The sequence below is a fragment of the Micromonospora sp. NPDC051300 genome (genome assembly GCF_044455315.1).
Taxonomy (GTDB): Bacteria; Actinomycetota; Actinomycetes; order Mycobacteriales; family Micromonosporaceae; genus Micromonospora; species Micromonospora robiginosa.
Window position 1 is genome coordinate 103,752 of sequence record NZ_JBITEP010000020.1, and the last position, 25,388, is coordinate 129,139.

Consider the following 25,388-nt stretch of genomic DNA (forward strand, 5'->3'; position numbering starts at 1 on the left):
TTCACCAGCTTGCCTCGCTTCGGAGCGGATCGCCACGGGCCGCCGCAGATGGTGCGAAACCCGGCGGGTGGGTTTGCCGGGCACGCTGGGCGGTACTGCCCGGGGGACGACACGAGACGGTGGGGGAGTGAGGCGCACGTGGACGTGAACGATCTGCTGACCGAGGCGTACGGGCGGTTGCCGGACCTCGTCGCCGGGGCGCTCGACGGGCTCGACCCGGAGCAGTTGCGCCAGGCGCCGGCCGACGGGGCGAACCCGGTGGGCTGGCTGGTCTGGCACCTGACCCGGATCCAGGACCACCACGTCGCCGACCTGCTCGGCGAGGAGCAGATCTGGGTCACCGGCGACTGGACGCGGCGGTGCGGCCTGCGCCCCGATCCCGACGACACCGGATACGGCCACGGCCCCGAGCAGATCGCCGCCGTGCGGCCGTCCGACGGCGGCGTGCTGCTCGACTACCACCGGGCGGTGGTCGAGCGGAGCCTCGCCTACCTGCGCGGTCTCGGGCCGGACGACCTGGACCGGGTCGTCGACGACAGGTGGGACCCACCTGTCACCCTCGGCGTGCGGCTGGTCAGCGTGCTCGACGACGACCTGCAGCACGCCGGGCAGGCCGCGTACGTGCGCGGGCTCATCCGGCGGGACTGACCGCCGCCCGGGCCCGCCGCAGCGCGGCCTGCCCGAGCAGGTGGCAGGCCTGCGCCTCGGGGGAGGTGCCCGGGCCGGCGAAGTCCGGCGCCCCGCTGACGCCGGTGACCCGCCCGAGCCGGTCCACCCGCCGGCCGGCGGCCGCCAGCAGCTCCGCCCCGGTGTCGAGTCACGCCGGCGGCAGCCAGCCGTCGGCCACCCCGGTCAGCGCCGCGTACCCGAGCAGTTGGGCGGTGTTGGCCTCGGTGAACGTGCCCGGGTCGTCGAGCACGTCGGGGAAGAGCCCGTCCTCGGTGCGGTGGCGCAGGCAGGCGGTCAGCACCTCCTCGGCGTGCCCGGCCAGCTCGGCGCGTACCCCCGCCGGCCAGCCCGGCGCCAGGCGCAGCGCCCGGGCGATCCCGGCCACCACCCAGCCGTTGCCGGTGCCCCACGGCTGCGGCCGGTCCAGCTCGCCCCGGTCGCTGTCCCAGCGGGCCGCGTAGAGGCCGGACGCCGGGTCGTGCAGCCGGCGCCGGTGCCCGGCGACCTGGGCGGCGGCCAGCTCGGTCCGACCGGTGAGCGCGAGCAGCGGCACCACCATGTAGACCGTGTCGGCCCACACCTGGCGGCTGTCGAGCAGGTGGAACAGGGTGCCGTCGGCGTCCCGGGGCGCCCGGCGGGTCAGCCAGTCGAGCTGCGCGGCCAGCGCGTCGGCGTACCTCCGCTCCCCGGTCGCGGTCGCCGCGTGCCGGACCACCTCCCCGCAGGCGGCGCCGTTCACCGCGCCGACCGAGCCGGCGAACTCGCCGAGCCGGCCGTCGGGGCGCTGCCGGGTCACCGCGGCGTCCGCGACAAGCAACGCCGCCTCCGGCCGGCCGAGGTCGAGCAGCGCCTGCCCGGTGAGGCCCTGCTCCCAGGACTCCCGTTGCATCGCCAGCAGCGCCGTCAGCACCCGCTCGGTGCTGGCGTCCCCGGTGGTCGACATGACCGTCGAGTACCCGTTTCGCCGGCCCGTCTCACCCGGACCGGGTGAGTTGGACTCACCCGGCCGGCGGGAACGCTGCGGCACGGGCGATGCCGCGTACACGGTCCGCCGCCACCAGAGGACGAGGGAGGCACCGATGAGCACGTCGGCGGCGGAGCACCTGGCCCGGGCGGCGGCCGGCCGGCACCCGGAACTGCCCGAGACGACGTCCGGCACGGTCCGGCTGGACATGCGGGAGGGCGGCCGGACCGAGCACTGGTATCTGACCATCGACCGTCAGGACGTCCGGGTCGAGCGCTCGGCCGAGGAGGCGGAACTGGTGGTGCGTGCCGACCGCGAGGTGTTCGACCAGATCGCGGCCGGGCGGTTGCACCTGGCCGCCGCGCTGCTGCGCAACGACCTGGCCGGGCAGGGCAACCTGCGGCTGCTGATGACGCTGCGCCGGCTCTTCCCGGGCCCGCCGGGCGCGCGGCACCCCCGCGACGTGGCGGGCGTCCCCTACCGGCCGGTGCCCCGATGAAGCAGGAACTGGTGTCGGTCCTGGCCGGCAACGCCTTCGCCATGGGCGACGCGCAGGGCGACATGGAAGCCCACCCGTGCGCGCCGATCGGCCTGTTCTCCTTCGACACCCGGTTCCTGTCCCGGTGGGTGCTCACCGTCGACGGCGAGCGGTTGCAGGCGCTCTCCCGCGACGACCTGACCTACTTCGAGACCCGTTTCGTGCTGGTGCCCGGCGCGGCCAGCCACTACGTCGACGCCGACGTCTCGGTGATCCGGCACCGCTGCCTCGACGAGGGATTCCACGAGCAGCTCACGGTGCTGAACCACGCCGCCGAACCCGCCGAGTTCACCGTCCGGATGGAGATCGGCAGCGACTTCGCCGACACCGCCGAGATCCGCCACCCCGGCCCGCGCCGGCCGACCGCCACCACCGATCCGCAGCGTCGCGAGCTGCGGATCCGCCACCGGCGCGGGCGGTTCACCCGGGAGACGTGCGTCGCCAGCACCGCCCCGGCCGACGTCGACCAGCGGGGGATGACCTTCCGGATCCGGGTCGAGCCGAACGGCGCCTGGCGCACCGACCTGCACGTCAGCATGGTCATCCAGGGCGCCGGGGAACGGGACCTGCGGTCCGACATCGACTCCCACCGGGAACAGGTCCGGCGGTCCATGCGCGACGACCTGGCCCGTTGGTTCGAGCAGGCGCCGGAGCTGGTCGCCGACCGCAAACCGCTGGCGGCCGCGTACCGGCAGGCCCTGACCGACCTGGCCGCGTTGCGCTACACCCCGCTGGCGTACGCCGAGCGGGTGCCGGTCGGCGGCCTGCCCTGGGCGATGACGCTGTACGGCCGCGACGCGCTGGTGACCTGCCTGGCGACGCTGCCGTTCACGCCGGAGCTGACCCCGGCGACGCTGCGGATGCTGGCGCTGTCGCAGGGCGGCCAGCTCGACGACTACCACGACGAGGAGCCCGGCAAGATCCTCGGCGAGCTGCGGTACGGCGAGGCGGCGGCGTTCGGCGACGAGCCCACCGCGCTCTACTACGGCGCGGCCGACACCACCCCGCTCTTCGTCGTCCTGCTCGACGAGTACGAGCGCTGGACCGGCGACGCCGACCTGGTGCGGCAGTTGCGCCACCCGGCGCGGATGGCGCTGGACTGGCTGACCGAGTACGGCGACCCGTACGGCGACGGCTACCTGCGCTACCAGCCGCGCAACACCACGAACGGGGTGGCCAACCAGACCTGGCGCAACTCGCCGGAGGCGATCGTCGACAGGCACGGCGTCGAGCCGCCCTACCCGCGGGCCACCGCCGAGTTGCAGGGGTACGCGTACGACGCGCGCATCCGGGGCGCCCGGCTGGCCCGCGAGTTCTGGGACGACGAGGAGTACGCCGAGCGGCTGGAGGCCGACGCGGCCCGCCTGCGGGAACGGTTCAACCGGGACTTCTGGCTGCCGCAGCGGGGCTACTACGCGCTGGCGATCACCCCGGACGGGCAGCCCGTCGACGCGCTCACCTCCGGCCTCGGGCACCTGCTGTGGAGCGGGATCGTGGCACCCGAACGGGCCGACTCGCTGGCCGCCCACCTGTGCGGGCCGGACCTCTTCTCCGGCTGGGGCGTGCGCACGTACGCGGACGGGCAGCGGCCGTACAACCCGGTCGGCGCGCACCTCGGCGCGGTCTGGCCGTCGGACAACGCGCTCGTCGCCGCCGGCCTGCGCCGTTACGGCTTCGACGCCGAGGCCGCGCAGGTCGCCGCCGGGGTGCTCGCCGCCGCGGAGACGCTCGGCGGGTCGGTCCCGGAGGTGATCGCCGGCTATCCGCGCCGGCTCACCAAGTATCCGGTGCAGCTACCGGCGGCGGGACGGCCGCAGTCGTGGGCCTCCGGCGGCCTGCTGATGCTGCTCGCGACCATGCTGGGGCTGCGGCCGTGCGCGGACAACCTGCTGGTGGACCCCGCGATCCCCGCCGGGTACGGCCGGATCGAGCTGCTCGACGTGCCCGGCCGCTGGGGCCGCACCGACGCGTACGGCCGGGAACGTGCCGGTGGCCGGCGCCTGCGCGCGGCCTGAGCCCGACCGCGCCGCCCGTCAGGAGGGGGCGCCGGCCCGGTCGGGGGCGTCGACCGGGGGTGCCTCCGGACGGGCGGGGCGGCGGGCGAGCAGCCGGTCGACGCCGACGAAGAGCAGGCCGAGCAGCCAGAACACGGCGGCGAACCCGAGCGCGCTGACCCCGACCCCGTCGTAGCCGAGCTGCCCGGCGTCGAGGAACGGGTACGGGTAGCGGTGCACCACGAGCCCGCGCACGAGCGCGAACCCGAGGTAGCCCAGCGGGAAGACCAACCACCAGGCCGCGTACCGGAGGCGCAGCCGGCCGCGCCCGTCGAACAGCGCCCAGTCGGCGATCGCCAGCAGCGGCACCACCGTGTGCAGGAGCTGGTTGCCCCACCACTCGCCCGGGTCCCGGTGCGGCTGGGCCATCGCGAACGGGCTGGCGGGGTTGGCCAGCACCAGGTGGTAGACCGTGCCGGTGATGGTGATGTAGAGGGTCACCGCGCCCTTCAACACGCTGGGCGGCTCCGGCCGGCCGCTCGCCGCGCACCAGGCGGCGTAGCCGGCGAGGACGCCGACCGCCACGTTGCTCTGGATGGTGAAGTAGGGCAGCAGGCCGGTCACCGTGGCGGGGCCGAGCGCGGTGAGCACGACGCCGGCCACCACGCCCAGCACCACGGCCAGGCGGAGGAGGATCGCCGCTCGGCGACGCCCGGGGGTCATCGGCGCAAGTTACCAGCCGGTCGTCAGTCGGCGCGCGGGCCGGTCGGCTCGTCCGACTCGGGCACGGAGTGGCCCGGCCGTCTCGGGGAGCCGGACAGCCGGCCGGCCGGCGACCGGGCCGTGTCGCCCTCGGGGTCGCCCGGCGTGCGGGCGGCGCCGGACTCCGGGGCGGGGGTGCCGGACGGTGGTCCGCCGGTGCCCGGGTCGGGTCCGCCCCGGGTCGGTGGCGCGGTGGGCGGGCCGTTCGGGAGGACGGTGGGACCCGTCGGCGACGGGGTCACCGGCGAGCCGGAGGCGTCGAGCAGCGCGGCGCAGTAGCCGGGCACCCGGGCCGGACCGCCGGCGGCCGCCACCAGGTCGGCGAAGGCCGGCGCGTCGAGGGCGCGCCCCCGTTCCGCCTCGGTGACGGCCCGGTAGGCGACGCAGAGCCCGGCCGGCGTCGACAGGTCGGGCGCCCCGGCGGTCGGACCGGTGCCCGGGCGGGTGGGGCGGGCCGAGCGGACCGGGCCGCCCGTGGGCGGGGCGGCGGTGGTGCTGGTGGTGCCGGTGGTGCGGTCGGGTGGCGGCGTCTCGTCCCGGGGGGTGCCGGGCAGGGACCCGGTCGCGGCGGCCAGCGCGACGCCGCCGGTGAGCGTCGCGATCAGGGCGGCGCCGGCGAGCTTGACGCTGAGCAGGGTGGCGAGACGTCGAGTGGGGCGGCCGTCCGCGCCGACCTCGCCGGGCCGCCGGCGGGCGGAGCCGCCCGCCACCCGCCCGACGCCGACGTGCGCCGCCCGGGCGGCGCGGAAGTGTGTGACGGCGGCCGCCTCGCCGTCGAGTTCACCCGAGCGGGGCCCGGCCCGGACGGCGTCGAGGCACTGGACGAGCGCCAGGGGAGCGGCGGGCACGCCCGGGTGCGAACCGTCGAGCAGCCGCTCGACGGTTTCCTGGTCCAGGCCGGATGCATCCATCTCGTGACCCTCAGCGCCACGACCTGCCCGAGCGTCACACGTCGCGCGCCTCGCGGCGGGTGAGGCCGGTCACCCGGCGCCGCCGGGCCGGTCAGCCCATTGTCTTCGCGCCGTCGATCGACTCGCGGATGACGTCGGCGTGACCGGCGTGCTGGGAGATCTCGGCGATCAGGTGCAGCAGCACCCGACGCACCGTCCAGGAGGCGCCCGGGGCGAACCACGGCTCGTCCGGCAGCGGGTGCGCGGTGTCCAGGTCGAGCGTGGCGACCAGCGCGTCCGTCTCGGCGGCCACCCGGTCGAACTCGGCGAGCAACCCGGCAAGCGTGTCGCCCTCGACCATCCGGAACTGGCCGGCCCAGTCGACCGGCTCGCTGCGCATCGCCTCGGCGCCGCCCGCCGCGAAGCGCGCCCAGCTCCGCTCGGTGATCGCCACGTGTTTGACGATCCCGCCGAGGCACAGCTCGCTGGCCGTGCTGCGGCGCGCCGCCTGCTCGTCGTCGAGCCCGGTCACGGTCTGGCGCAGGAAGCCGCGGTGCCGGCGCAGCGAGTCGAGCAGGTCGGCCCGCTCGCCGGTGGGAGCCTGGTCGGTGACGTCCATGTCGCCCGTTCCTTCCGATCGGAGATCCGGGGTCACCGTACGACGTCGTACCGACACTTCCGGCGTTCCACACCGGAGCCTCCGGTTGCCTGTCGCACGGGTTCGCGGTGAACTGAATGACATGGGTGTCATCAAGGTGGGCACGTCCTCGTGGGCCGACGCGATGCTGGTCCGCTCCGGCTGGTACCCGCGCGCGGCGAACACCCCGGCCGGCCGGCTGGGCTGGTACGCCGAGCACTTCGGACTGGTCGAGGTGGACACCTCGTACTACGCCGTGCCGGCGGTGGAGACCACGACGACGTGGGCGGACGCCACCCCGCCCGGCTTCACCTTCGACGTCAAGGCGTTCCGGCTGTTCACCGGCCACCACACGCCTGTCGACGCGCTGCCCAAGGACCTGCGCCCGGCCGGCGGGCCGAGCCGGATCCGCTGGCGCGACCTGCCCGCCGGGGCGTACGACGAGTTGTGGGCCCGGTTCCACGCGGCGCTGGCCCCGCTCGCGGCGGCCGACCGGCTCGGCGCCGTGCTGTTGCAGTTCCCGCCCTGGCTGGCCCGCGGCGACGCGGCCCGGCGGCGGATCCTGGCCGCCGCGCAGCGGTGCCGGCCCCACCCGGTCACCGTCGAGCTGCGGCACTCCTCCTGGTTCGCCGACGACGCCGTGGTCGACACGGTGACGTTCCTGCGCGAGAACGGGCTCGGCTACGGCTGCGTGGACATGCCGCAGGGGCACGTCTCCTCGGTGCCGCCGATCCTGGTCGCCACCACCGACCTGGCCGTGGTCCGGTTCCACGGCCACAGCGAGGCGTGGGAGAGCGGCGACAAGAAGGAGCGGTTCCGCTACGCCTACGGCGACCGGGAGCTGCGGCACTGGTCGGTGCTGCTGCGCGAGCTGGCGGACGGGTGCGCCGAGCTGCACGTGCTGATGAACAACTGCTGCGGGGACCAGGCGCAGCGGGACGCCCTGCGCCTGGCCGACCTGCTCGGCGTGGTGCCCGCCCCCGCACGGGCCTGAAGGTTTTCCCGCCGACCTCGCGGGTACCGGCCGGGAACGACAGCGAGGGGGGACACGTGGAGGAGCGGCGGGACGAGACGACCCCGGACGACCGGGATCCCCGGGCGACCCGGGACGCCGAGGAGGCGCACGGCGGCAGCATGGCCCCGGGCGTGGTGGACGACACCGGGCACCCGGTGGCCGGTTCGCCGGTGCCGGCGAACGAGCAGGCCGCGCCGGGCCGCCCGGGCGAGGACGGCACCGGCTCCTGAGGCGGGCCCGGAGAGCACGAGCACCGCGCGGCCGGTGGCCCACCCCGATGTGGGTCGCCGGCCGCGCGGTGGTCTCAGCGGCCGGAGGCGACCAGGTGCCGGCCGGCCGCGCCCATGGCGGCCATCTTGCCGAGGTTCTTCGGCGCGGACATCAGCCCGCCGGCCCGGTCCAGCATCCCGCGCAACACCTGGGTCGGCTTCTGCTGCTCGCTCATGTACGCGGTCATCACGACCAGCGCCCCGGTCATCGCCGGCACCGCCCACTGCAGCAGCTTCATCTGCCGTTGGCTGGCGGCGACGTTCGCCGGGGTGTGGTGGTTCGGTTCGGTGGTGCCCTCGACCGGAGGGCCGCCCGCCTTCTCCAGCCGCATGCCGACCAGCCGGCTGTAGCCGGTCACCGCAAGCGCGCCGACGGTCAGTGCGGTCTTCACCGCGCTCGCCTTGCCCACGCCGGACTGCCGGGCCATCCGCGGGCTCTCGGTGACCAGCTCGCCGACCGCCCCGGCCAGGTGGGCGCCGATCGCCGCCGCGTTCACCGGGGTCCACCGCGCCCAGCCGGCCGAGGCCACCGGCAGCCGTTGAGTCGTGTCGTCGATTCGTGCCGCCGCGCCGTTGACGCCGAGCGCCCCCATCAGTGAGCCGCCGAACCAGGCCGCCAGGCCCAGGTCGTGCATCGAGCGCAACGCGGTATGCCGTTCGGACATCTGATCCCCCTCCGCCGTGTTCGGGCGGTGCGGCATACCCGTCCTCGGCGCGGTCACGCCCCCGAGTCGCGGGCGGGCAGCGAGCGGGCGAACGCGGCCACCCGGGCGGCCAGCGGCGCGGCGGCGCGTACCCAGGTGAAGTGGTCAAGCGCGGCGCCCGCCTCGGCGACCGTGTAGCGGTGCCGGGTCACCGGCGCGGCGGCCAGCTTGTCGCACAGGTGGTCCAGCGTCTCGTGCGGCGTGTACTGGTCGTCGTCGACGCTGACCGCGAGCACCGGCGTCCGGACGTGCCGCACCGCGGCCTCGGTGTCCACCCCGTCGAGCGCCGGGAACCGCCCGGTGCGGGCGGTGTGCGCCCAGTCCCGGATCACCCCGCGCGCCTGCCGGCCGCCGAACCCCCAGCCCGGCCAGATGCCGAGCAGCCGGGCCGCCGCCGCGATGCCCTGGGTGTACGGCAGCACGCCCCAGCCGCGCCGCCCCGGATACCGCCGCCACCAGGGCAGGCCCACCGCCACCAGGGCCAGCCCGTCCACCCGGCCGGCGTCGTGCAGCGCCTGGTGCAGCACCGCGACCTGCCCGCCGAGTGAGTGCCCGAGCAGCACCCGGACACGCCCGTCCAGCCGGGGCTTGAGCGCGTCCAGCACCGCGCCGACGTCGGTGGCCAGCTCGGCGTAGCCGTACCGGCAGGCACGGGACGGGGCGGGGGTGCTCTCCCCGGTGCCGCGCAGGTCCGCCACGATCACCGCGAGCCCGGCGTCGCGCAGCGCGGCGGCGAACGGCCGGTAGTAGCGGGCCCGCACGCCCATGGCGGGCCAGATCAGCACCACCGGGGCGCCGGGCGGTCCGTCCGGTTCCGGGTGGATCTGCACGCCGATCCGCGCGCCCTCGACGTCCACGTACTCCTGGATGTACTCGCCACTCACCGGCCCAGCGTAGCTACCGGTGAGTAGCAAAGGGGAGCGGACCCGCGTCCACGCCACCGACGCGCCCGACCAGTACGGCGCGCCGGTCGCCGGCGGACTCCTGTGCCGCCGTCGGACGCGGCGGCGAATCGACCCGTGTCGCGATCGGCGTCGACTGGCTAGGGTTCTAAGCGTGAGGCTCAACCGGTCGACCGACATGGCGCTGCGCATCGCCATGCTGACCGCCGCGTCCCCGGTCCGTGCCACGGTGGACGAGCTGGCCACCCGGCTCGCGCTGCCCCGCAGCCACGTCGCCAAGGTGGTCCAGCGGCTGCAACGGCTCGGTGTCCTGGTGACCATCCGGGGCCGCTCCGGCGGGGTGGCCTTCGCCGAGCACGCCGGTGAGCTGACCGTCGGGCAGGTGGTCCGCGCGTTCGAGGGCGACGACGAGGTGGTCAACTGCTTCGAGCCGGCCTGCCCGCTGGTCGGCGGCTGCCGGCTGCGCGGTGAGCTGCGACGCGCCCAGGCCGCGTTCCTCGCCGTGCTCGACGGGGTGCCCCTCGGCGACCTGGTCGACGGGCCGGCCGGCCCGCTCCTGCTCAGCCTCGGCGCGCTCCCCGCGGCCCGCTGATGGGCGTCTCCCACCCGATCTTCGCCCGGGTCTTCGCCCGCGCCAGCGTCGCCATGGACGACGCCGGCGCCGCCGCGCACCGCCGCCGGCTGGTGGCCGGGCTGCGCGGCCGGGTGGTCGAGGTCGGCGCCGGCAACGGGCGCAACCTGGCGCACTACCCGCCGGCCGTCGACCACGTGCTCGCCGTGGAGCCCGAGCCCCGGCTGCGGGCCCTCGCCGGCGCCGCCGCCCTCGCCGCCCGGGTGCCGGTGACCGTGGCGGCCGGCCTGGCCGAGGCGCTGCCGGTCGCCGACGGCGTCGCCGACGCGGTGGTCCTCTCGCTGGTGCTCTGTTCGGTGCCGGACCAGGCGGTCGCGCTGGGCGAGGCGCGCCGCGTCCTGCGACCCGGCGGCGAGCTGCGCTTCTACGAGCACGTGGTGGCGGAGACACCGGGCCTGCGCCGGGCCCAACGGATCGCCGACGCGACGCTCTGGCCGCTGTTCTGCGCCGGCTGCCACACCGCCCGCGACACCGTGGCCGCGATCCGGGCGGCCGGCTTCACGGTGACCGACGTCGACCGGTTCCACTTCCCCCCGTCCGGCGTCCCGGCCCCCGCCTCGCCGCACGTGCTCGGCGCCGCGACCCGACCCTGACCGGTCCCGGCACGGGCCGGCGCCCCCGGTGCGGGGACGCCGACCCTGCCGTCAGCCGACCGCGATCGTGCCGTCCGGGGCGCGTACGCAGGAGACCGTGCGGGCGGCGGTGACCGCGGCGCCGCTCAGGCAGCGGCCGAGCACCTGGTGACCGGCCGCGCTGGGGTGCCACGACTCCTGGCAGGTCTGGAAGTAGGTGCCGCAGGCGTTCGCGATCCGCTGGATGTCGAGCTTGTCGTAGCCGGAGAGGCTGGTGACGAAGACGCCGCTCGGGCCGTCCATCAGCCGGATCGGCGTGGCCAGCGCGTTGGCCGGGCTGCCCGCCGACTCGCACAGCCGCGCGCCGTCGAACGCCCGCTGCACGTTCAGGTAGACCAGGTCGTCGTTCGGGAACTCGGCCGCCAAGGTGCTCCGCACCGAGCCGACCAGGGTGCCGAGCCCCTGGGAGAAGCGCTGCCCGGGCGCCAGGCTGGCCCGGTGGATCGGGCAGCCGGCCGCGTACCGCTCGGCGCCCAGGGCGCGGAACTTGTCCCGGGTGTCGTCGCGGCTGTCCTCACTCCAGTAGCTCTGCTCCAGCTCGTACGGCAGCGGGTTGGTGTAGTCCTGGAACACCACCCGGTGCTGACCGTCCGCGTCGACCTCGTCGAGCGTGGCGAGCAACTGCCGCAGCGCCGCCGTGGTCTCCGCGGTGGCCGAGGCGAACTGCGCCGCGGTGCCCAGGTCGGCGTCGGTGCACGGCTTCTGCTCCACCGGCCCGCCCAGGTAGGCCCAGAACTCCCACCAGCCGGTCCAGGCGTCGGCGATGAACCGGTTGGCGCACTTCTCCGCCACGCTGCCGAACGTGAACGAGCTGTTGTTCGAGCCGAGCCCCACCAGCACCAGGTCGATGTCGTGGGTGCGGGCCACCGACCGGAGCTGGTCGAGCTGGGCGGCCACCTGCCGTCCCTTGGCCCGGTTGGCCGAGGCGTTGGCGATGTCGTACGGCTGCCCGCCCGAGCAGGCCAGGTTGAACCGCGCGGCGATGCCCGGCAGGTCGGCCCGGAACAGCGAGGCGTTCGGCGACCGGTGGCAGAAGTAGGCGTTGGCGTTCGCCGCCGACCAGCCGGGGAAGCCCTGCGCGACGCCGTTGACGTCGACCACCGGGGTGTACCCGCCGGCGCCCTCGCCGCTGATGAAACTGTCACCCAAGGCCACCGCGGCGGTGGGCAGCGCCGCGGCGGCGGGCCCGGCGGGCGCCACGGCGGCCGGCAGCGCCACCGTGGCGAGCGCCAGCGCCGCCGCGACCACGGAACGACGGAACACGGACATGCCCCACCTCACCCTCACCCATCGAAACATGAAAGATTCTTCAAGGGGGCGATCAGATCACGGGCGTGTGACGGGCGTCAATGGCCGGACATCGGGCTCAGCCCCGGCGGAACTCCGCGCGCCAGCGCAGTCCGCCGTCCGGGGCGGTGATCTCCTCGATCCGCGTCGCCGCCAGCCCGCCCACGCCGAACGACTCGACCTCGGCCCGGGTCAGCGGCCACGGCGGGCCCTCCACCGCCTCGTCCGGCCGCCGGCCCGCCGCGATCACCAGCAGCAGCCCGCCCGGTGCGACCAGCCGCCCCACCGCCGCCGTGGCCGCCGCGCGTAGGTCGACCGGCAACGCCTGCACGTTCATGCTCTCCAGCACCAGGTCGAACCCGTCCGACCAGGCGGCCGGCGGCGCGAACAGGTCCGCCACCTCGTACCGGACCGTCGAGCCCGCGTGTCGGCGCCGCGCCTCCCGCACCGCGCTCGGTGCCACGTCGAAGGCGACGGTGTCGAAGCCCAGCCCGGCCAGGTGCTCCGCGTCCCGGCCGAAACCGCACCCGACCACCACGGCGCGGCGGCCGGAGCCGTCCGGCCGGACCCGCGCGGTCCACTCCGCGACCAGCGAGTGCGGCGCCGCCAGGTCCCAGGGCACCTCCGCCGCGCCGCGCCCGGCCTCCGCGTAGAGCCGCTCGAACCGGCCGACCGGGTCGTCCCCGGCCGCCGGCCGGGAAGACGACAGGCTGGTCACGTCGTTGTCACCCACGGACACCTCCCGCTGCGGGCGCCGCCACGACTGCGGCGGCACGAACCCGGCCCGCAGGGTAACCGGACAACGCACCGCACCCGGTGACACGGAGCTGTCGGAGCGCCGGGCTAGGCTCGCTGCGGCGCGCCGCGCCCGGCGATCGCCGTGGGGGCATCACACGGTGAACGGCACCACACCGCCGAGACCTGGGAGTACGACCAGTTGACCGCACAGCCTGAGACGCTCTACGGGGCCGACGACCTGACCCACCTGGAGGGCCTCGACGCCGTCCGCAAGCGCCCCGGCATGTACATCGGCTCGACCGACAGCCGTGGCGTGGGTCACCTCGTCAACGAGATCCTCGACAACTCCACCGACGAGGGTGTCGCGGGTCACGCCACCACCGTCGACGTGCTCCTGCACGCCGACGGCTCGGTGCAGGTCGACGACGACGGCCGCGGCATCCCCACCGACGTGCACGCCAAGTCCGGCATCTCCGGTGTCGAGCTGGTGCTCACCCGCCTGCACGCGGGCGGCAAGTTCGGCGGCTCCGGCTACAAGACCTCCGGCGGCCTGCACGGTGTGGGCGCCTCCGCGGTCAACGCGCTGTCCCGCCGCTTCGACGTCACCGTCCGCCGCGGCGGCAAGGTCCACGCCATGTCGTTCCGCCACGGCGTACCCGGCATCTTCGACGGCGACGGCCCGGACGCGCCGTTCACCCCCGGCCCCGGCCTGCAGATCGTCGGCGCGATGAAGCGCGGCCAGCGCACCGGCACCTCGATCCGCTGGTGGCACGACCCCCGATACTTCGAGACCGGCGCCGCGCTCGACACCGAGGCGGTCCGGCTCAAGCTGCGCAACACCGCCTTCCTCGTCCCCGGCGTGGCCTACCGGCTGCGCGACGCGACCGGCGAGGAGGTCGTCGAGGAGCGGTTCCACTTTCCCGACGGCCTGACCGACATGGTGGAGTTCCTGGCCCCGGCCGGCGACCGGCCGGTCTCCGGCACGCTGCTGGTCACCGGCGAGGGCACCTACCGGGAGAACGCCGCCGACGCCAACGGCGTGATGCAGTCGAACGTGCAGCGCCGCGCCGAGGTCGAGATCGCGTTCCGCTGGGGCACCGGCTACGACCGCAGGGTCGAGTGCTTCACCAACACCATCCGCAACGCCCACGGCGGCACCCACCGCAAGGGCTTCGAGCGGGCCCTGACCCGCACCCTCGCCGAGGCCGCCCGGGCCGCCCGCGGCCTGCTCAAGCCCAAGGAGGACGCGCCCACCCTGGACGACGTCCTGGAGGGCATGACCGCGGTCGTGCACGTGCGCATCCCGGAGCCGCAGTTCACCTCGCAGACCAAGGACGAGCTGTCCACCGCCGGCATCACCAAGGTGCTCCAGGGGCTGGTCGAGGCGCACCTCAAGAGCTGGCTGGACGACCGCCGCACCAAGGCCGAGGCCCGCACGGTGCTCCAGAAGATCGTCGACGCGGCCCGGGTCCGGCTCACCCAGAAGCAGCAGAAGGACGCCGCCCGCCGCAAGACCGCGCTGGAGGGCGCGGCCATGCCGGCCAAGCTTGTCGACTGTCGCGCCACCGGGGTCGAGCGCAGCGAGCTGTTCATCGTGGAGGGCGACAGCGCGTTGGGCACCAGCCGCATGGCCCGGTCCTCCGAATACCAGGCCCTGCTGCCGATCCGGGGCAAGATCCTCAACGTGCAGAAGGCCAACCTCCAACAGGTGCTGGACAACGCCGAGTGCGCCGCGATCGTGCAGGTGCTGGGCGCCGGCTCCGGGCGCACGTTCGACCTGTCCACCCTGCGCTACGGCCGGGTGCTGATCATGGCCGACGCGGACGTCGACGGCGCGCACATCCGGACGCTGCTGATCACGCTCTTCGCCCGCTACATGCGGCCGCTGATCGAGGCCGGCCGGCTCTACGCCGCGATGCCGCCCCTGCACAAGATCACCACGAAGGGTCGCAACCCGCAGACCGTCTACACCTACACCCAGGCCGAGATGGAGGCGACGGTCCGCAAGCTGGAGAAGGCCGGCAAGCAGATTGTCACCCCGATCCCGCGCTTCAAGGGCCTCGGTGAGATGGACGCCGACGAGCTGTGGGAGACCACCATGAACCCGGCCACCCGGGCGGTCCGCCGGATCACGCTCGACGACGTCGAGGCCGCCGAGCGGATCCTCGAACTGCTCATGGGCGAGAAGGTGGAGCCCCGCCGCAACTGGCTGATCGACTCCGCCGACCGCGTCGACCGCGACGCCATCGACGCCTGACCACCGCGTTCGTTTCGGAAGGAAGCTGCACCATGGCACGCCGCAAGGACGATCGCGCGAAGGCGGACCTCTCCGCCTTCGACCAGGCCGGCGCCCGGGTCTTCGACAACCCGCTGGTCACCGAGGTCTCCGACTCCTACCTGGAGTACGCGTTCTCCGTCATCCACTCCCGCGCCCTGCCGGACGCCCGGGACGGGCTCAAGCCGGTGCACCGGCGCATCCTCTGGTCGATGTACGAGCAGGGTCACCGCCCGGACCGCGGGCACGTGAAGAGCGCCCGAATTGTCGGTGATGTGATGGGCAAGTACCATCCGCACGGCGACACGGCGATCTACGACGCGATGGTGCGGCTGGCCCAGGACTTCTCGCTCAACGCCCCACTCATCGACGGGCATGGAAACTTCGGCAGCCCGGACGACGGCCCGGCCGCGGCGCGCTACACGGAAGCCCGGATGTCCCGCGAGGCGATGCTGCTCGTCGGCGAGTTGGGTGAGGACACCGTCGACGTCGAGCCCAACTACGACGGCTCGCTGACCCAGCCCACGGTGCTGCCGGCCGCCTTCCCCAACCTGCTGGTCAACGGCGCGTCCGGGATCGCGGTCGGGATGGCGACCAACATGATCCCGCACAACCTCGGCGAGGTGGTGCAGGCCGCCCGCTGGCTGATCAACCACCCGGACGCCACGCTCGACCGGCTGATGGAGTTCGTGCCCGGCCCCGACCTGCCCACCGGCGGTCTGCTGCTCGGCCTGGACGAGGTGCGCCGGGCCTACGAGACCGGGCGCGGTGTGGTGCGGATGCGCGGCCGGGTGCAGATCGGCCCGCTGGAGGGCAGCCGCGGCCGGCAGGCCATCACGGTCACCGAGCTGCCCTACGGCGTCGGCGCCGAGAAGGTGATCGCGGCGATCACCAACGAGGTCAACAAGACCAAGCGGCTGACCGGCATCGCCGACGTCAAGGACCTCACCGACCGGGAGAACGGCACCCGCCTGGTCGTCGAGTGCAAGGTCGGGGTCAACCCGCAGGCGTTGCTCGCCGACCTCTACCGGCTCACCCCGCTGGAGCAGTCGTTCGGCGTGAACAACCTGGTGCTGGTGGACGGCCAGCCGCGCACGCTCGGGCTCAAGGAGCTGCTCGAGGTGTTCCTGTCGCACCGCTACGAGGTGGTGACCCGGCGCAGCGCCTACCGCAAGCGCAAGCGGGAGGAGCGGCTGCACCTGGTCGACGGCCTGTTGGTCGCGCTGCTCGACATCGACCGGGTGGTCAAGCTGATCCGGGCCAGCGAGGACGCCCAGGCGGCCAAGGACGGCCTGATGCAGAAGTTCCGGCTCTCCGAGATCCAGGCGACCTACATCCTGGACACTCCGTTGCGCCGGCTGACGAAGTACGACCGGCTGGAGCTGGAGGCCGAACAGGAGAAGCTGCGCGGCGAGATCGCCGAGCTGTCGACGATCCTGGACGACCCGAAGGTGCTGCGGAAGCTGGTCTCCGACGAGCTGGCCGCGGTGGTGCGGCAGTTCCCCACCGAGCGGCGCACCACGCTCGTCGACGGCGACCTGAAGGAGGTCCTGGCGGCGTCGGTGCCGGCCGGCCCGCTGGAGGTCGCCGACGACCCGTGCCAGGTGATCCTCTCGGCGACCGGCCTGGTGGCGCGGACCGCCGCCGAGTCGGAGGAGGCGGCCGAGGCGCGGCGGCGCAGCGGCCGGGTCAAGCACGACGCGGTACGCGCGGTGGTGCACTCCACCGCACGCGGGCGGGTGCTGCTGGTGACCAGCGCCGGCCGGGCCTTCAAGATCGACGTCTTGCCGCTGCCGGTGCTGCCGGAGCAGTCCGGCACGGTCTCGCTGCGCGGCGGCATGTCGGCCGCCGAGCTGGCGCCGTTGGCGCCGGGGGAGACAGTCGTCGGGCTGGCCCCGCTGGGCCCGTCCGCCGCCGGCTCGCCCGGCCTGGCGCTGGGCACCCGGCAGGGCGTGGTCAAGGTGTGCGCGCCGGACTGGCCGGTCCGCTCGGACGAGTTCGAGGTGATCTCGCTGCGCGAGGGCGACGAGGTGATCGGCGCGTCCTGGCTCACCGACGGCGCCGAGACGCTGGCGTTCGTCTCCTCGGAGGCGTCGCTGCTGCGCTTCGCGGCGTCGCTGGTGCGGCCGCAGGGCGTCAAGGGCGGCGGGATGGCCGGCATCAACCTGACCGCCGGCGCGCGGGCGGTGTTCTTCGGCGCGGTCCGCACCGACGACGCGCAGCACGGTGAGCCGATGGTGGTCACCTCGACCGGCGCCACGGTCAAGGTGACGCCGTTCAAGGCGTACCCGGCCAAGGGGCGGGCGACCGGCGGGGTGCGCGCCCAGCGGCTCCTCAAGGGCGAGACGGACCTGTCCGTGGCATGGATCGGGCCGCGTCCGGTGGGCGCGACGGCGACCGGCGACCCGGTGGACCTGCCCCCGGCCGACCCCCGCCGCGACGGTTCCGGCTTCGCCGTCATGCTCGGCCCCACCGTCGTCGGCCACCACATCGACCGCGACTGACCCCGGGTCAGGCGCAGCTCACGCCGCCCCCGCCCCCGCCCCCGCCGCCCCGCGTTGATCTTGCACTTTCGGCCCGGATTTTTCGGACGAAGACGGCAAATCCCGGGCCGAAAGTGCAAGATCGCCGGAGCGGGGAGCGGGGAGCGGGGAGCGGGGAGCGGGGAGCGGGGAGCGGGGAGCGGGGAGCGGGTCAGAGTTCGGGGTCGGGGGAGGGGCGGGACGCGGGGGTGGTGCCGCGGAGGCGGGCGATCAGGCGCATGCCGTGGTAGATCACCAGCGCGGCGGCGGTGCCCAGGGCGATGCCGTTGAAGGACAGGTCGCCGGCGGTCAGCGTGTAGTTGGCGGCGCCGACGACGACCGCGACCGCCGCGGTGAACAGGTTGACCGGGTCGTGGAAGTCGACCCGGTTCTCGATCCAGATCCGGGCGCCCAGCACGGCGATCAGGCCGTACAGCGCGGTGGTGGCGCCGCCGAGCACCCCGGCCGGCACGGTGAGGATCAGCGCGCCGAACTTCGGGCAGAGCCCGAGCAGGATCGCCGCGCCGCCGGCCACCCAGTACGCGGCAGTGGAATAGACCCGGGTCGCCGCCATGACGCCGATGTTCTCCGCGTAGGTGGTGGTGCCGGAGCCGCCGCCGGAGCCGGCCAGCACGGTGGCGAGGCCGTCGCCGAGGAACGCCCGACCCATGTGCCGGTCGAGGTTCCGCCCGGTCATCGCCGCGACGGCCTTGACGTGCCCGGCGTTCTCCGCGATCAGCACCAGGATCACCGGGATGACCAGCACCACGGCACGCAGGCTGAAGCTGGGCGTGTGGAACTCGGGCAGCCCGACCCACGCCGCCTGCCGCAGGCCGGTGACCGCCTGCTGGTCGAGCTGGCCGGTCACCGCGGCGAGCAGCCAGCCGACCACCACGCCGAGCAGGATCGACAACCGGGCCAGGAAGCCGCGGAATGCCACGGTGGTGACCAGGATCGCCAGCAGCGTGACCACGGCGATCAGCGGCTGGGCCTTGACGCCGGTGCCCGCGCCGCCGCCGTCCCAGGCGACCGGCGCGAGGTTGAGCCCGATCAGCGCGACGATCGCGCCGGTCACCACCGGGGGCATCAGGGCGTCGATCCAGCGCGCGCCGGCCACGTGCACCACCACGCCGACCAGCGCCAGCGCCACGCCGGCGACCACGATGCCACCGAGCGCCGCGCCGATGCCGCCGTCGGTCTTGGCGGCGATCACCGGGGCGATGAACGCGAACGACGACCCGAGGTACGACGGCAGCCGGTTGCCGGTGACCAGCAGGAACAGCAACGTGCCCAGGCCGGAGAAGAAGAGCGTGGTGGCCGGCGGGAAGCCGGTGATCAGCGGGACGGTGAAGGTGGCGCCGAACATGGCGACCACGTGCTGCACGCCGACGCCGGCGGTGCGCGGCCAAGAGAGCCGTTCGTCGGGGTGGACCACGTCGCCGGGGCGTACCGAGCGGCCGTCGCCGTGCACGGCCCACCGGGGGAACTGGGTCATCGCCTCACCCTTCACCTCTGCGTGACGGGGTGTGATCGACCCTGGGAGTTGTTTCTAGCACGGTGCGGGGTCAGGCCACCCCGGCGGGGCGGAACTGGACGCTGACCCGGGGGCCGACCGGTCGGGCGGTCTTCGGCACCGCGTGTTCCCAGGTGCGCTGGCAGGAGCCGCCCATCACCACGAGGTCGCCGTGGCCGAGCGGGAAGCGCAGGCTGGCCCCGCCGCCGCGCGGGCGCAGCAGCAGCGATCGGGGGGAGCCGAACGAGACGATCGCGACAATGGTGTCGGTGTGCGCGGAGCGGCCCCGGGTGTCGCCGTGCCAGGCGACGCTGTCCCGGCCGTCGCGGTAGAGGCACAGGCCGGCGGTGACGAACGGCTCGCCCAGCTCGGGCGCGTAGTGCCGGGTGAGCGCGTCGCGGGCGGCGGTGAGCACCGGGTGCGGCAGCGGTCGGCCGGCCGCGTACCAGCAGAGCAGGCGGGGCACGTCGACAGCGGTGTCGTACATGGTGCGGCGCTCGGCCCGCCACGGCACGTCGTGGCGCAGCGTGTCGAGCACCGCGTCGGAACCCCGGACCCAGCCCGGCAGGTGGTCGACCCAGGCGCCCCGGCTCAACTCGTGCCGGCGCACGTCGAGCGGGCCCAGGGTGGGGCCGTGCTCGGCCAGGTCGAGGATCGAGGGCTGGTAGGCGTCACCGGACACGCCCCGATCGTACAGGTGTGCGATCCCTCAGCGCCGCAGCAGCCGACGTACCGGGTCCGGGACGGCCTGCTTGATCCGCTCGCGCAGCCCCTGCGCCCGCAGGTTGCGGACCTTGTCGGCGAGCGCGCGGTTCTCGTCGCGGAGCCGCTGGATGCGGACCAGCAGCTCGTCCGGCGGGGTCGCGGCGGCCGGGCGGACGGCCGGCGGGAACACGGTCTCCGCGACCCGCCTGTCGAACGCGGCGGCGCTGTCGCCGTCGGCGAACGAGGTGCCGAGGTCGTGCTTGGCCAGGAACGCGGTGATGGTGTCGAAGCGGGCCTTGTGGCCCTCGGTCAGCGCGGTGTAGTCGGCCTCGGCGTAGAGGTCGGCGGCGTCGACGTCGGCCGGCACGTCCCGCATGATCCGGTGCGGGATGCCGAAGTAGCGGGCCAGCTCCAGGGTGCGCGAGTCGTGCGCGAACAGGTAGCCGGGCGTGCCGGCGATCAGCGCCGTGATGGTGCCGTGGATGCGGGTGCCGAAGTTGAAGTCGAAGCCGGACAGGTGCGCCATCCAGGTCCACGGGTCGACGAACATCCGCACCTTGTCCTCGACGAAGAGCGGGTGCGAGGTGTGCAGCGGCATCTCGCTGTGCTTGCCCCGGTGCTCGGGCGCGTCGCCGTAGAGCAGCGTGCCGAGCGTGCGCAGGTCCTGCGGCACGTAGCACAGGTTCGGGTAGCGCTCCTGGTGGTGGCGGACGACCGGGGCCATCGACGAGACGTACGGGGAGATGGTCAGCGCGATCCGGTCGTCGGTGGTCAGCTCCGGCCGGGTCTTCTCCAGCGTGAACGTGTCGCCGTGCAGGAACATCGACGGGCAGCCGATCTGCTCCACCGCGGAGAAGCCGAGGGTACGCAGGTAGCTCTCGGTGATCTCGCCGCGTACCCCGATGCTGTGCGAGCGGTCGAGCACCGCCCGGCAGAACGCGCTCACCGGCTCGTCGATCTGGCGCAGGTACTCCCGGTCGCCGTCGACGTTCGTCTGCACGCCGACGCCGAGGACCACCACCGGGATCCGGAGCCGCTCGATCAGTCGGGTCATCGGTTCGAGGCGGTTGACGAAGCTGCGGCGGAACGCGTTGGCCAGCGGGACGACGAAGACGTCGTACCGTTCGTTGATCTCGTCCGCGTCGCGCGGGTCGGCGAGCTTGCGGGTCGAGGTGATCTCCGCCGTGGAGGTGGCGAGCAGCTTGTTCGCGGCGTGGCTGAAGACCAGGTTGCCGGTGTTGTCGCTGATCCAGTTGCCGGCGAAGGTCTCCTCGGGCGTCAGGACGTCGAACGGGCCCTTGCGGGCGCGGAGGAGGATCCGCTGGTGCATCCGGTCGCTCACCTTCCGATTCGGCCCGGCGGGCGCCGGGGGGCCCGCTCGTGCGGGAACGGAAATCCTATCCGCCTCCGGACGGGGACCCTCGCGACGCCGCCGGACCGGAGCCGGTCGACCACCACCCGGTAGGGTGCCCGGGATGACCAGTGCCCCGACCACCGTGCGCGCGCCGCGGCTGCCGTCGCTCACCGGGCTGAGGTGGGTCGCGGCCCTGCTGGTCTTCGGCTTCCACGCGGGCACCATGCGGATCATCGCCGAGCCCGGGTGGAAGGGGGTGATGGACAAGACCTTCAGCCTCGGCCTCTCCGGCGTCGAGTTCTTCTTCATCCTCAGTGGATTCGTGCTGGTCTGGTCGTACCGTGACGGCGAGCGCGGGTGGACGTTCCTGCGCCGCCGGTTCGCCAAGATCTACCCGAACCACGTGGTGACGTTCCTGGCGGCGCTGGCCGTGGCGGCCTGGTTCGCCGACCCGGTCCTGCCGTGGGCGGCGATCGGCAACCTCTTCCTGGTCCAGGCGTGGATTCCGCTCAACGGCTACTTCTACAGCGTCAACAACGTGAGCTGGTCGCTCTCCTGCGAGCTGGCCTTCTACCTGTGCCTGCCGCTCGTGGTGCCGTGGCTGCGGCGGGCGCGTACCGGTGTGCTCCGGGTGGCGCTTGTCGCCGCGCCGCTGCTCATCCTGGCGCTCTGGCCCGGTCAGCACCTGGTCCCCGAGGACCAGCGCTGGTGGTTCACCCAGATCTTCCCGGTCACCCGGTCCTTCGAGTTCTGGATGGGCGCGGCCGCCGCCGAGCTGATGCGCCGCCACCGCTGGCGGGGCCCCGACCTCACCGTGGCGAGCCTGCTGTTCGTCGTCACCTGGGTGGTCGCCGCGCTGTGGATCCCCGCCGAGTTCTGGGCGGCGCTGCTCGCCGTGGCGTACCTGCTGGTCATCGCCGCCGCGGCGGACGCCGACGTGCGGGGCCGGCGGACCCCGTGGCGGTCCCGCCCGATGGTCTGGCTCGGCGAGGTCTCGTTCGCGTTCTACCTGGTCCACGTGCTGGTCATGGTGACGGTCCTGCGGCTCACCGGCGACTGGGGCACCGGGCTGACCGGCTGGCGGGGCCCGGTCGCGGTGCTCGGCTTCCTGCTGCTCACCCTGGCGCTCGCCGCCGCCCTGCACCGCTGGGTGGAGGTGCCGATGATGCGTCGCCTCGGCCCGTCCCGCCGGGCCCGCCGTGAGCCGGCCCCCGCCGCGCCGGGCGTGCCGGCCCCGCGACCGGCCGCCGACGACACCGTCCGCTCGATCGAGTACGCCGGGCCGCGCCGACCGGACTGAGCGGCCCGCTCGGCGGCGGCGCGACACGCCGGACGACGGTGCGGTGCGGCGGCATCGGCGGTAATTTGTACCCGTGCTTCCGATCGCGCTCACCTGTCCCGTGTGGTGGGTGGCGCGCTGGGTCGCACGGATGCTGGCCAGCCTGGCCGTGGTGGTCGCCTTCTCGCTCGGCGCCGCCGCGCTGCCGGCCGGCGTCTCCGCGTCGGCGTCGACCGGCCCGGCCGCCGGCCTGACCGCCGGCACTCCGGTCACCGGCGTGACGATCCGCGCCGTTGGCGCCCCGGCCGTCCCGCGACCGGAGCGCGACGTCTTCGCCGGACGGCAGCGTGACGCCGGTGCCGAGCGGCACGACGGCCGCGCCGCCGCGCCGCAGCGTGACCTCGCCGCCGCGCGGCCGGACGCCCCCACCGGCGTGCCGGAGCCGCAGCCGGCGGGTGCCGCCGTGCCGCCGCCCGCCCGGCTCCCGGTCCCGGGCGGCCAGCCCTCGGCGCCGGCCGGCCCGCGGGCCCCGCCCGCCCGCTGACCCGCCGCGGGTCCGGCCCGCGTCCCCCTCCACCCGAACCTCACCCCGCACCCGCCCCTCGGCTCTCCGGCGGTGCCCGCACCCGGCCGCGCCCCGTCCCGACCGGTCCGTGCGGATCTTCCCGCCATCGTCTCCCGTGAGGTGCCGACCATGTCGCAGACCGTTCTCCTCAACTTCCTCACCGCGGTTCCCGAGGCCGCCGCCATCTGGTCGGCGCTGACCGTGCTCGCCCTCGTCCTGCTCGCCGTGCTGGTCGCCCGACCGGACCGGGACGGCGCGGCCGAGGTCGACGTCGACCCGGTCGACGCGGACGCCCTCCACCGCGCCGACCTGGCCCGATACGCCGACGAGGTGGCGGTGGCCGCCGCCGGCGCCGCCCAGTCCGCGCGTCGCCGCCGGGAGCGCTGGCTGGCCGCGCAGACCGAGGCGGAGCGGGCCTGGACGGCCTACGACGAGGCGGACACCGCCGCCCGCCGCCTCGCCGGCGCCGGCGCGTTGCCCGCCCCGCACACGCCACACACCCCGACCGAGTACGCGGCCCGGGAGCGCTGGCTGCACCGCGCGGCGATGGCGGCGCACTGGCGGGGCGACCTGACCGCCCGCCAACTCGCCGACGTGCTGGCCCACCGCAACGGGTGGGACGCGCGTCGCCACCCGGCCGAGCAGGAGATCGTGCTGGCCCGCACGGCCCGCGACGGGCGCCGGGCCGGCTGGGAGGCGGCCGCCGAACGGGAGCGCCTGGCGTGGCGGGACGCCGAACTGGCCGCCGAGTCGGCCCGCACGCTCGCCGCCGAGGCGCACGCGGCCGCGGTCGCGCTGCGGCCCGTCCCCGCCCTCCGGGCCCCGGCCGCGACCCGCGTCCGGACCACGGCTGCCGTGCGCAGCGCCCGCTGGCGTCCGGCACGGGTGGGCTGAGCGGACGACCTCGGCCGAATCGTTACCGAGTGTGGTGAGCCCGGTCACGGGCACCATCCGACCGTCGACGACCGGAGTCGATGACCGCTGCTGCGCACGATGCCCGTTTCTCCGCCCGCCGGATGTCCCCCTTTTTGCCGGACAGCTACCGGCGGAGCCGCTCGTCCCATTGAGTGACGTCGGTGACCGGTTGCGCCGTATCCGTAATCGCCCGGCGCGTTTACGCAGGCAGCGGCGCTTGGCAGGGCTTTTAGCCGCCGGTAGTGTCGGCGCGTCCGGTGCGGTTCACGGTCGCAGATGGCGACGCCGTGCCGACCCGCCTAATCGTGCACACACGAACCGGGGACCCAGAGCAACACCGGGGTGAATCCGCGCGCCACGGCCGCGGTAGGGCGTACTTCCCGCCCGAATCCGTCAGCTAACCCGGTCGGCGGCCACGGAAGGAGTTCCGCCTCGTGCCCAGCACCCCCCGATCGTCCCCCCGCCTCCACGGCCACCGGGTGCCGACGCTCGCCTGACCGGCGACACGTACCCGACCCCTGATCGCCCGGTAGCCCGGGCGTCGCTTCCGCGGCCCTGCCGCCCGCCAGCACGTGTGAGTTCCTCCGCGTGCCGGGCCGGCCTGTGCCGCTCACCCCCGTGGAGGACCATCGTGAAGCACCACCTGAAGCGCCAGCTGCGGCGCCTCGCGACCGAACGCCCGTACCAGATCATCGCCGGCTCGGCGGCGGCCCTCGTCCTGGCCGGCGGCACCGGCGTCGCCCTCGCCGCCACCGACGACGCCCCGGTCCGTCAGGAGAACACCGCCTCGGTGGCCGACCTCGGCGCCCGGCTCGGCGACACCGCCAGCCGCAGCGAGGCCCGGATCGCCGTCCCGGCCCCGAGCGCGTCGCCCAGCGCCACGCCGAGCGCGTCGCCCCGGGCCAGCGCCTCCGCCTCGGCGAAGGCCGCCGACCCGGACACCACCCGCAAGGCCAAGCCGAAGCCGCCGTCGAGCCGGACGCTCGACTACGACTACCAGGCGCAGACCACCTACTACTACTGCGGTCCGGCCGCGGTGCGCAACGCGCTCAGCGCCGCCGGGATCGAGCGCAGCCAGGACACCCTGGCCGTCGCCCTCGGCACCACCGAGATGGGCACCAACTCCGCCGAGGACACCACCCGCGTGCTCAACCAGCAGGTCAAGGGTGACCCGTACCGGACGCGCATGATCCCCGGCTCGGCCACCCGGGCGCAGATCGACCAGCTCCAGGCCGACGTCGTGCGGGCGGTCAGCAACGGCCGGGCCGTCGTCTCGAACATCGTCGGCGACGCCACCGACACCAACGGTGGTTGGCACTCGTTCCCGGGCGGCCACTACATCGCCGTGGTCGGCTACCAGAACGACGGCCGGACCGTGCGGATCGCCGACTCGGCCGACCCGTCGCTGCCGTCGTACTGGATCAGCACGATCGACCTGGCGAATTGGATGGCCACGCGCGGTTACTCCGCCTGACCCCTTTCTCCGGTACGCGTGAAGGCCGGCACCCGTTCTCGGGTGCCGGCCTTCTTCGCTCTTACTTGGTCCAGTGCTGGGTGACGAGGTCGGTGGCCTGCTTCTCCCACTGGGCGTAGGCGTCCGGGTAGGCGGACACCTGGACGGTCTGGGC

General features: G+C 74.5%; 25 protein-coding genes and 1 riboswitch. Of the genes, 13 read left to right on the top strand and 12 right to left on the bottom strand.

Annotated elements, in window-relative coordinates; genetic code table 11:
- The first annotated feature begins 138 nt into the window (after nt 1–138).
- Nucleotides 139–648 (top strand): DinB family protein, encoded by a 510-nt coding sequence (locus ACIA5A_RS21685; RefSeq protein WP_396765131.1) that lies wholly within the window; start codon nt 139–141, stop codon nt 646–648.
- Here the strand turns inward: ACIA5A_RS21685 and ACIA5A_RS21690 are convergent.
- Together ACIA5A_RS21690 and ACIA5A_RS21695 are read right to left on the bottom strand one after the other, a co-directional pair.
- On the bottom strand, nt 632–775 hold the full coding sequence (locus ACIA5A_RS21690) for a hypothetical protein (RefSeq protein WP_396765134.1): 144 nt from the start codon (nt 773–775) through the stop codon (nt 632–634). The genes ACIA5A_RS21685 and ACIA5A_RS21690 overlap by 17 nt on opposite strands.
- 42 nt (nt 776–817) lie before the next feature.
- Nucleotides 818–1,612 carry a glycoside hydrolase family 88 protein gene (locus tag ACIA5A_RS21695; RefSeq protein WP_396765136.1) on the bottom strand — a complete coding sequence of 265 codons (795 nt, stop codon included), beginning with the start codon at nt 1,610–1,612 and terminating at the stop codon, nt 818–820.
- 136 nt (nt 1,613–1,748) lie between these two features.
- On the opposite strand from ACIA5A_RS21695, the gene ACIA5A_RS21700 reads away from it, so the two are divergent.
- Nucleotides 1,749–2,132, top strand: coding sequence for an SCP2 sterol-binding domain-containing protein (locus ACIA5A_RS21700; protein WP_396765139.1), 384 nt, complete (start codon nt 1,749–1,751; stop codon nt 2,130–2,132).
- Nucleotides 2,129–4,186 (top strand): glycogen debranching N-terminal domain-containing protein, encoded by a 2,058-nt coding sequence (locus tag ACIA5A_RS21705; RefSeq protein ID WP_396765142.1) that lies wholly within the window; start codon nt 2,129–2,131, stop codon nt 4,184–4,186. Before ACIA5A_RS21700 ends, ACIA5A_RS21705 begins: the two co-directional genes overlap by 4 nt.
- An 18-nt stretch (nt 4,187–4,204) precedes the next feature.
- Here ACIA5A_RS21705 and ACIA5A_RS21710 read toward each other — a convergent pair whose 3' ends face one another.
- The 3 genes from ACIA5A_RS21710 to ACIA5A_RS21720 form a co-directional block, all read right to left on the bottom strand.
- A complete protein-coding gene (locus tag ACIA5A_RS21710; RefSeq protein WP_396765144.1) occupies nt 4,205–4,888 on the bottom strand; it encodes a Pr6Pr family membrane protein in 684 nt (227 codons plus the stop codon).
- Between the two features lie 23 nt (nt 4,889–4,911).
- Complete coding sequence (locus ACIA5A_RS21715; RefSeq protein WP_396765147.1) at nt 4,912–5,838, bottom strand: hypothetical protein; 927 nt, start codon at nt 5,836–5,838, stop codon at nt 4,912–4,914.
- Nucleotides 5,839–5,929: 91 nt separating this feature from the next.
- Nucleotides 5,930–6,436 (bottom strand): DinB family protein, encoded by a 507-nt coding sequence (locus ACIA5A_RS21720; protein ID WP_396765150.1) that lies wholly within the window; start codon nt 6,434–6,436, stop codon nt 5,930–5,932.
- 121 nt (nt 6,437–6,557) lie between these two features.
- Between ACIA5A_RS21720 and ACIA5A_RS21725 the strand changes: the two genes are divergently transcribed.
- The gene (locus ACIA5A_RS21725; protein ID WP_396765153.1) at nt 6,558–7,448 is read left to right on the top strand and encodes a DUF72 domain-containing protein; all 891 of its coding nucleotides are present in this window, start codon (nt 6,558–6,560) and stop codon (nt 7,446–7,448) included.
- A 56-nt stretch (nt 7,449–7,504) separates the two neighbouring features.
- Nucleotides 7,505–7,699: a GTPase activator gene (locus tag ACIA5A_RS21730; protein WP_396765156.1), complete on the top strand. Its 195-nt coding sequence runs from the start codon at nt 7,505–7,507 to the stop codon at nt 7,697–7,699.
- A gap of 74 nt (nt 7,700–7,773) precedes the next feature.
- Here ACIA5A_RS21730 and ACIA5A_RS21735 read toward each other — a convergent pair whose 3' ends face one another.
- The gene (locus tag ACIA5A_RS21735) at nt 7,774–8,403 is read right to left on the bottom strand and encodes a hypothetical protein (protein WP_396765159.1); all 630 of its coding nucleotides are present in this window, start codon (nt 8,401–8,403) and stop codon (nt 7,774–7,776) included.
- Between the two features lie 53 nt (nt 8,404–8,456).
- Nucleotides 8,457–9,326: an alpha/beta fold hydrolase gene (locus ACIA5A_RS21740; RefSeq protein ID WP_396765162.1), complete on the bottom strand. Its 870-nt coding sequence runs from the start codon at nt 9,324–9,326 to the stop codon at nt 8,457–8,459.
- Between the two features lie 172 nt (nt 9,327–9,498).
- Between ACIA5A_RS21740 and ACIA5A_RS21745 the strand changes: the two genes are divergently transcribed.
- Entirely contained in the window at nt 9,499–9,936 is a 438-nt protein-coding gene (locus tag ACIA5A_RS21745; RefSeq protein WP_396765165.1) for an RrF2 family transcriptional regulator, read from the top strand.
- Nucleotides 9,936–10,568, top strand: coding sequence for a class I SAM-dependent methyltransferase (locus ACIA5A_RS21750; RefSeq protein WP_396765168.1), 633 nt, complete (start codon nt 9,936–9,938; stop codon nt 10,566–10,568). Before ACIA5A_RS21745 ends, ACIA5A_RS21750 begins: the two co-directional genes overlap by 1 nt.
- A 51-nt stretch (nt 10,569–10,619) precedes the next feature.
- On the opposite strand, the gene ACIA5A_RS21755 is transcribed toward ACIA5A_RS21750, so the two are convergent.
- Both ACIA5A_RS21755 and ACIA5A_RS21760 read right to left on the bottom strand, forming a co-directional pair.
- Nucleotides 10,620–11,876, bottom strand: a complete 1,257-nt coding sequence (locus tag ACIA5A_RS21755; protein ID WP_396765171.1) for a hypothetical protein — start codon at nt 11,874–11,876, stop codon at nt 10,620–10,622.
- 97 nt (nt 11,877–11,973) lie between these two features.
- Nucleotides 11,974–12,627, bottom strand: a complete 654-nt coding sequence (locus ACIA5A_RS21760) for a class I SAM-dependent methyltransferase (protein WP_396765174.1) — start codon at nt 12,625–12,627, stop codon at nt 11,974–11,976.
- Nucleotides 12,628–12,774: 147 nt separating this feature from the next.
- On the opposite strand from ACIA5A_RS21760, the gene ACIA5A_RS21765 reads away from it, so the two are divergent.
- Together ACIA5A_RS21765 and ACIA5A_RS21770 are read left to right on the top strand one after the other, a co-directional pair.
- Nucleotides 12,775–14,889 carry a type IIA DNA topoisomerase subunit B gene (locus tag ACIA5A_RS21765; protein WP_396765177.1) on the top strand — a complete coding sequence of 705 codons (2,115 nt, stop codon included), beginning with the start codon at nt 12,775–12,777 and terminating at the stop codon, nt 14,887–14,889.
- Between the two features lie 32 nt (nt 14,890–14,921).
- Nucleotides 14,922–17,411: a DNA topoisomerase (ATP-hydrolyzing) subunit A gene (locus tag ACIA5A_RS21770; RefSeq protein WP_396765180.1), complete on the top strand. Its 2,490-nt coding sequence runs from the start codon at nt 14,922–14,924 to the stop codon at nt 17,409–17,411.
- Between the two features lie 190 nt (nt 17,412–17,601).
- On the opposite strand, the gene ACIA5A_RS21775 is transcribed toward ACIA5A_RS21770, so the two are convergent.
- The 3 genes from ACIA5A_RS21775 to ACIA5A_RS21785 form a co-directional block, all read right to left on the bottom strand.
- Nucleotides 17,602–18,924 (bottom strand): uracil-xanthine permease family protein, encoded by a 1,323-nt coding sequence (locus ACIA5A_RS21775; RefSeq protein WP_396765183.1) that lies wholly within the window; start codon nt 18,922–18,924, stop codon nt 17,602–17,604.
- A 70-nt stretch (nt 18,925–18,994) separates the two neighbouring features.
- A complete protein-coding gene (locus tag ACIA5A_RS21780; RefSeq protein ID WP_396765185.1) occupies nt 18,995–19,624 on the bottom strand; it encodes an alpha-ketoglutarate-dependent dioxygenase AlkB in 630 nt (209 codons plus the stop codon).
- Nucleotides 19,625–19,651: 27 nt separating this feature from the next.
- Nucleotides 19,652–20,977, bottom strand: coding sequence for a polysaccharide pyruvyl transferase family protein (locus tag ACIA5A_RS21785; RefSeq protein WP_396765205.1), 1,326 nt, complete (start codon nt 20,975–20,977; stop codon nt 19,652–19,654).
- 145 nt (nt 20,978–21,122) lie between these two features.
- Between ACIA5A_RS21785 and ACIA5A_RS21790 the strand changes: the two genes are divergently transcribed.
- The 4 genes from ACIA5A_RS21790 to ACIA5A_RS21805 all read left to right on the top strand — a co-directional run bounded on the left by ACIA5A_RS21790 (nt 21,123) and on the right by ACIA5A_RS21805 (nt 25,234).
- Complete coding sequence (locus ACIA5A_RS21790; RefSeq protein ID WP_396765188.1) at nt 21,123–22,301, top strand: acyltransferase family protein; 1,179 nt, start codon at nt 21,123–21,125, stop codon at nt 22,299–22,301.
- A 109-nt stretch (nt 22,302–22,410) separates the two neighbouring features.
- Nucleotides 22,411–22,824, top strand: coding sequence for a hypothetical protein (locus tag ACIA5A_RS21795; protein WP_396765191.1), 414 nt, complete (start codon nt 22,411–22,413; stop codon nt 22,822–22,824).
- A 150-nt stretch (nt 22,825–22,974) separates the two neighbouring features.
- Complete coding sequence (locus ACIA5A_RS21800) at nt 22,975–23,739, top strand: hypothetical protein (RefSeq protein ID WP_396765194.1); 765 nt, start codon at nt 22,975–22,977, stop codon at nt 23,737–23,739.
- Between the two features lie 307 nt (nt 23,740–24,046).
- Nucleotides 24,047–24,187: riboswitch (cyclic di-AMP (ydaO/yuaA leader) on the top strand.
- A gap of 204 nt (nt 24,188–24,391) precedes the next feature.
- Complete coding sequence (locus tag ACIA5A_RS21805; RefSeq protein ID WP_396765196.1) at nt 24,392–25,234, top strand: C39 family peptidase; 843 nt, start codon at nt 24,392–24,394, stop codon at nt 25,232–25,234.
- The last annotated feature ends 154 nt before the right edge of the window (nt 25,235–25,388 follow it).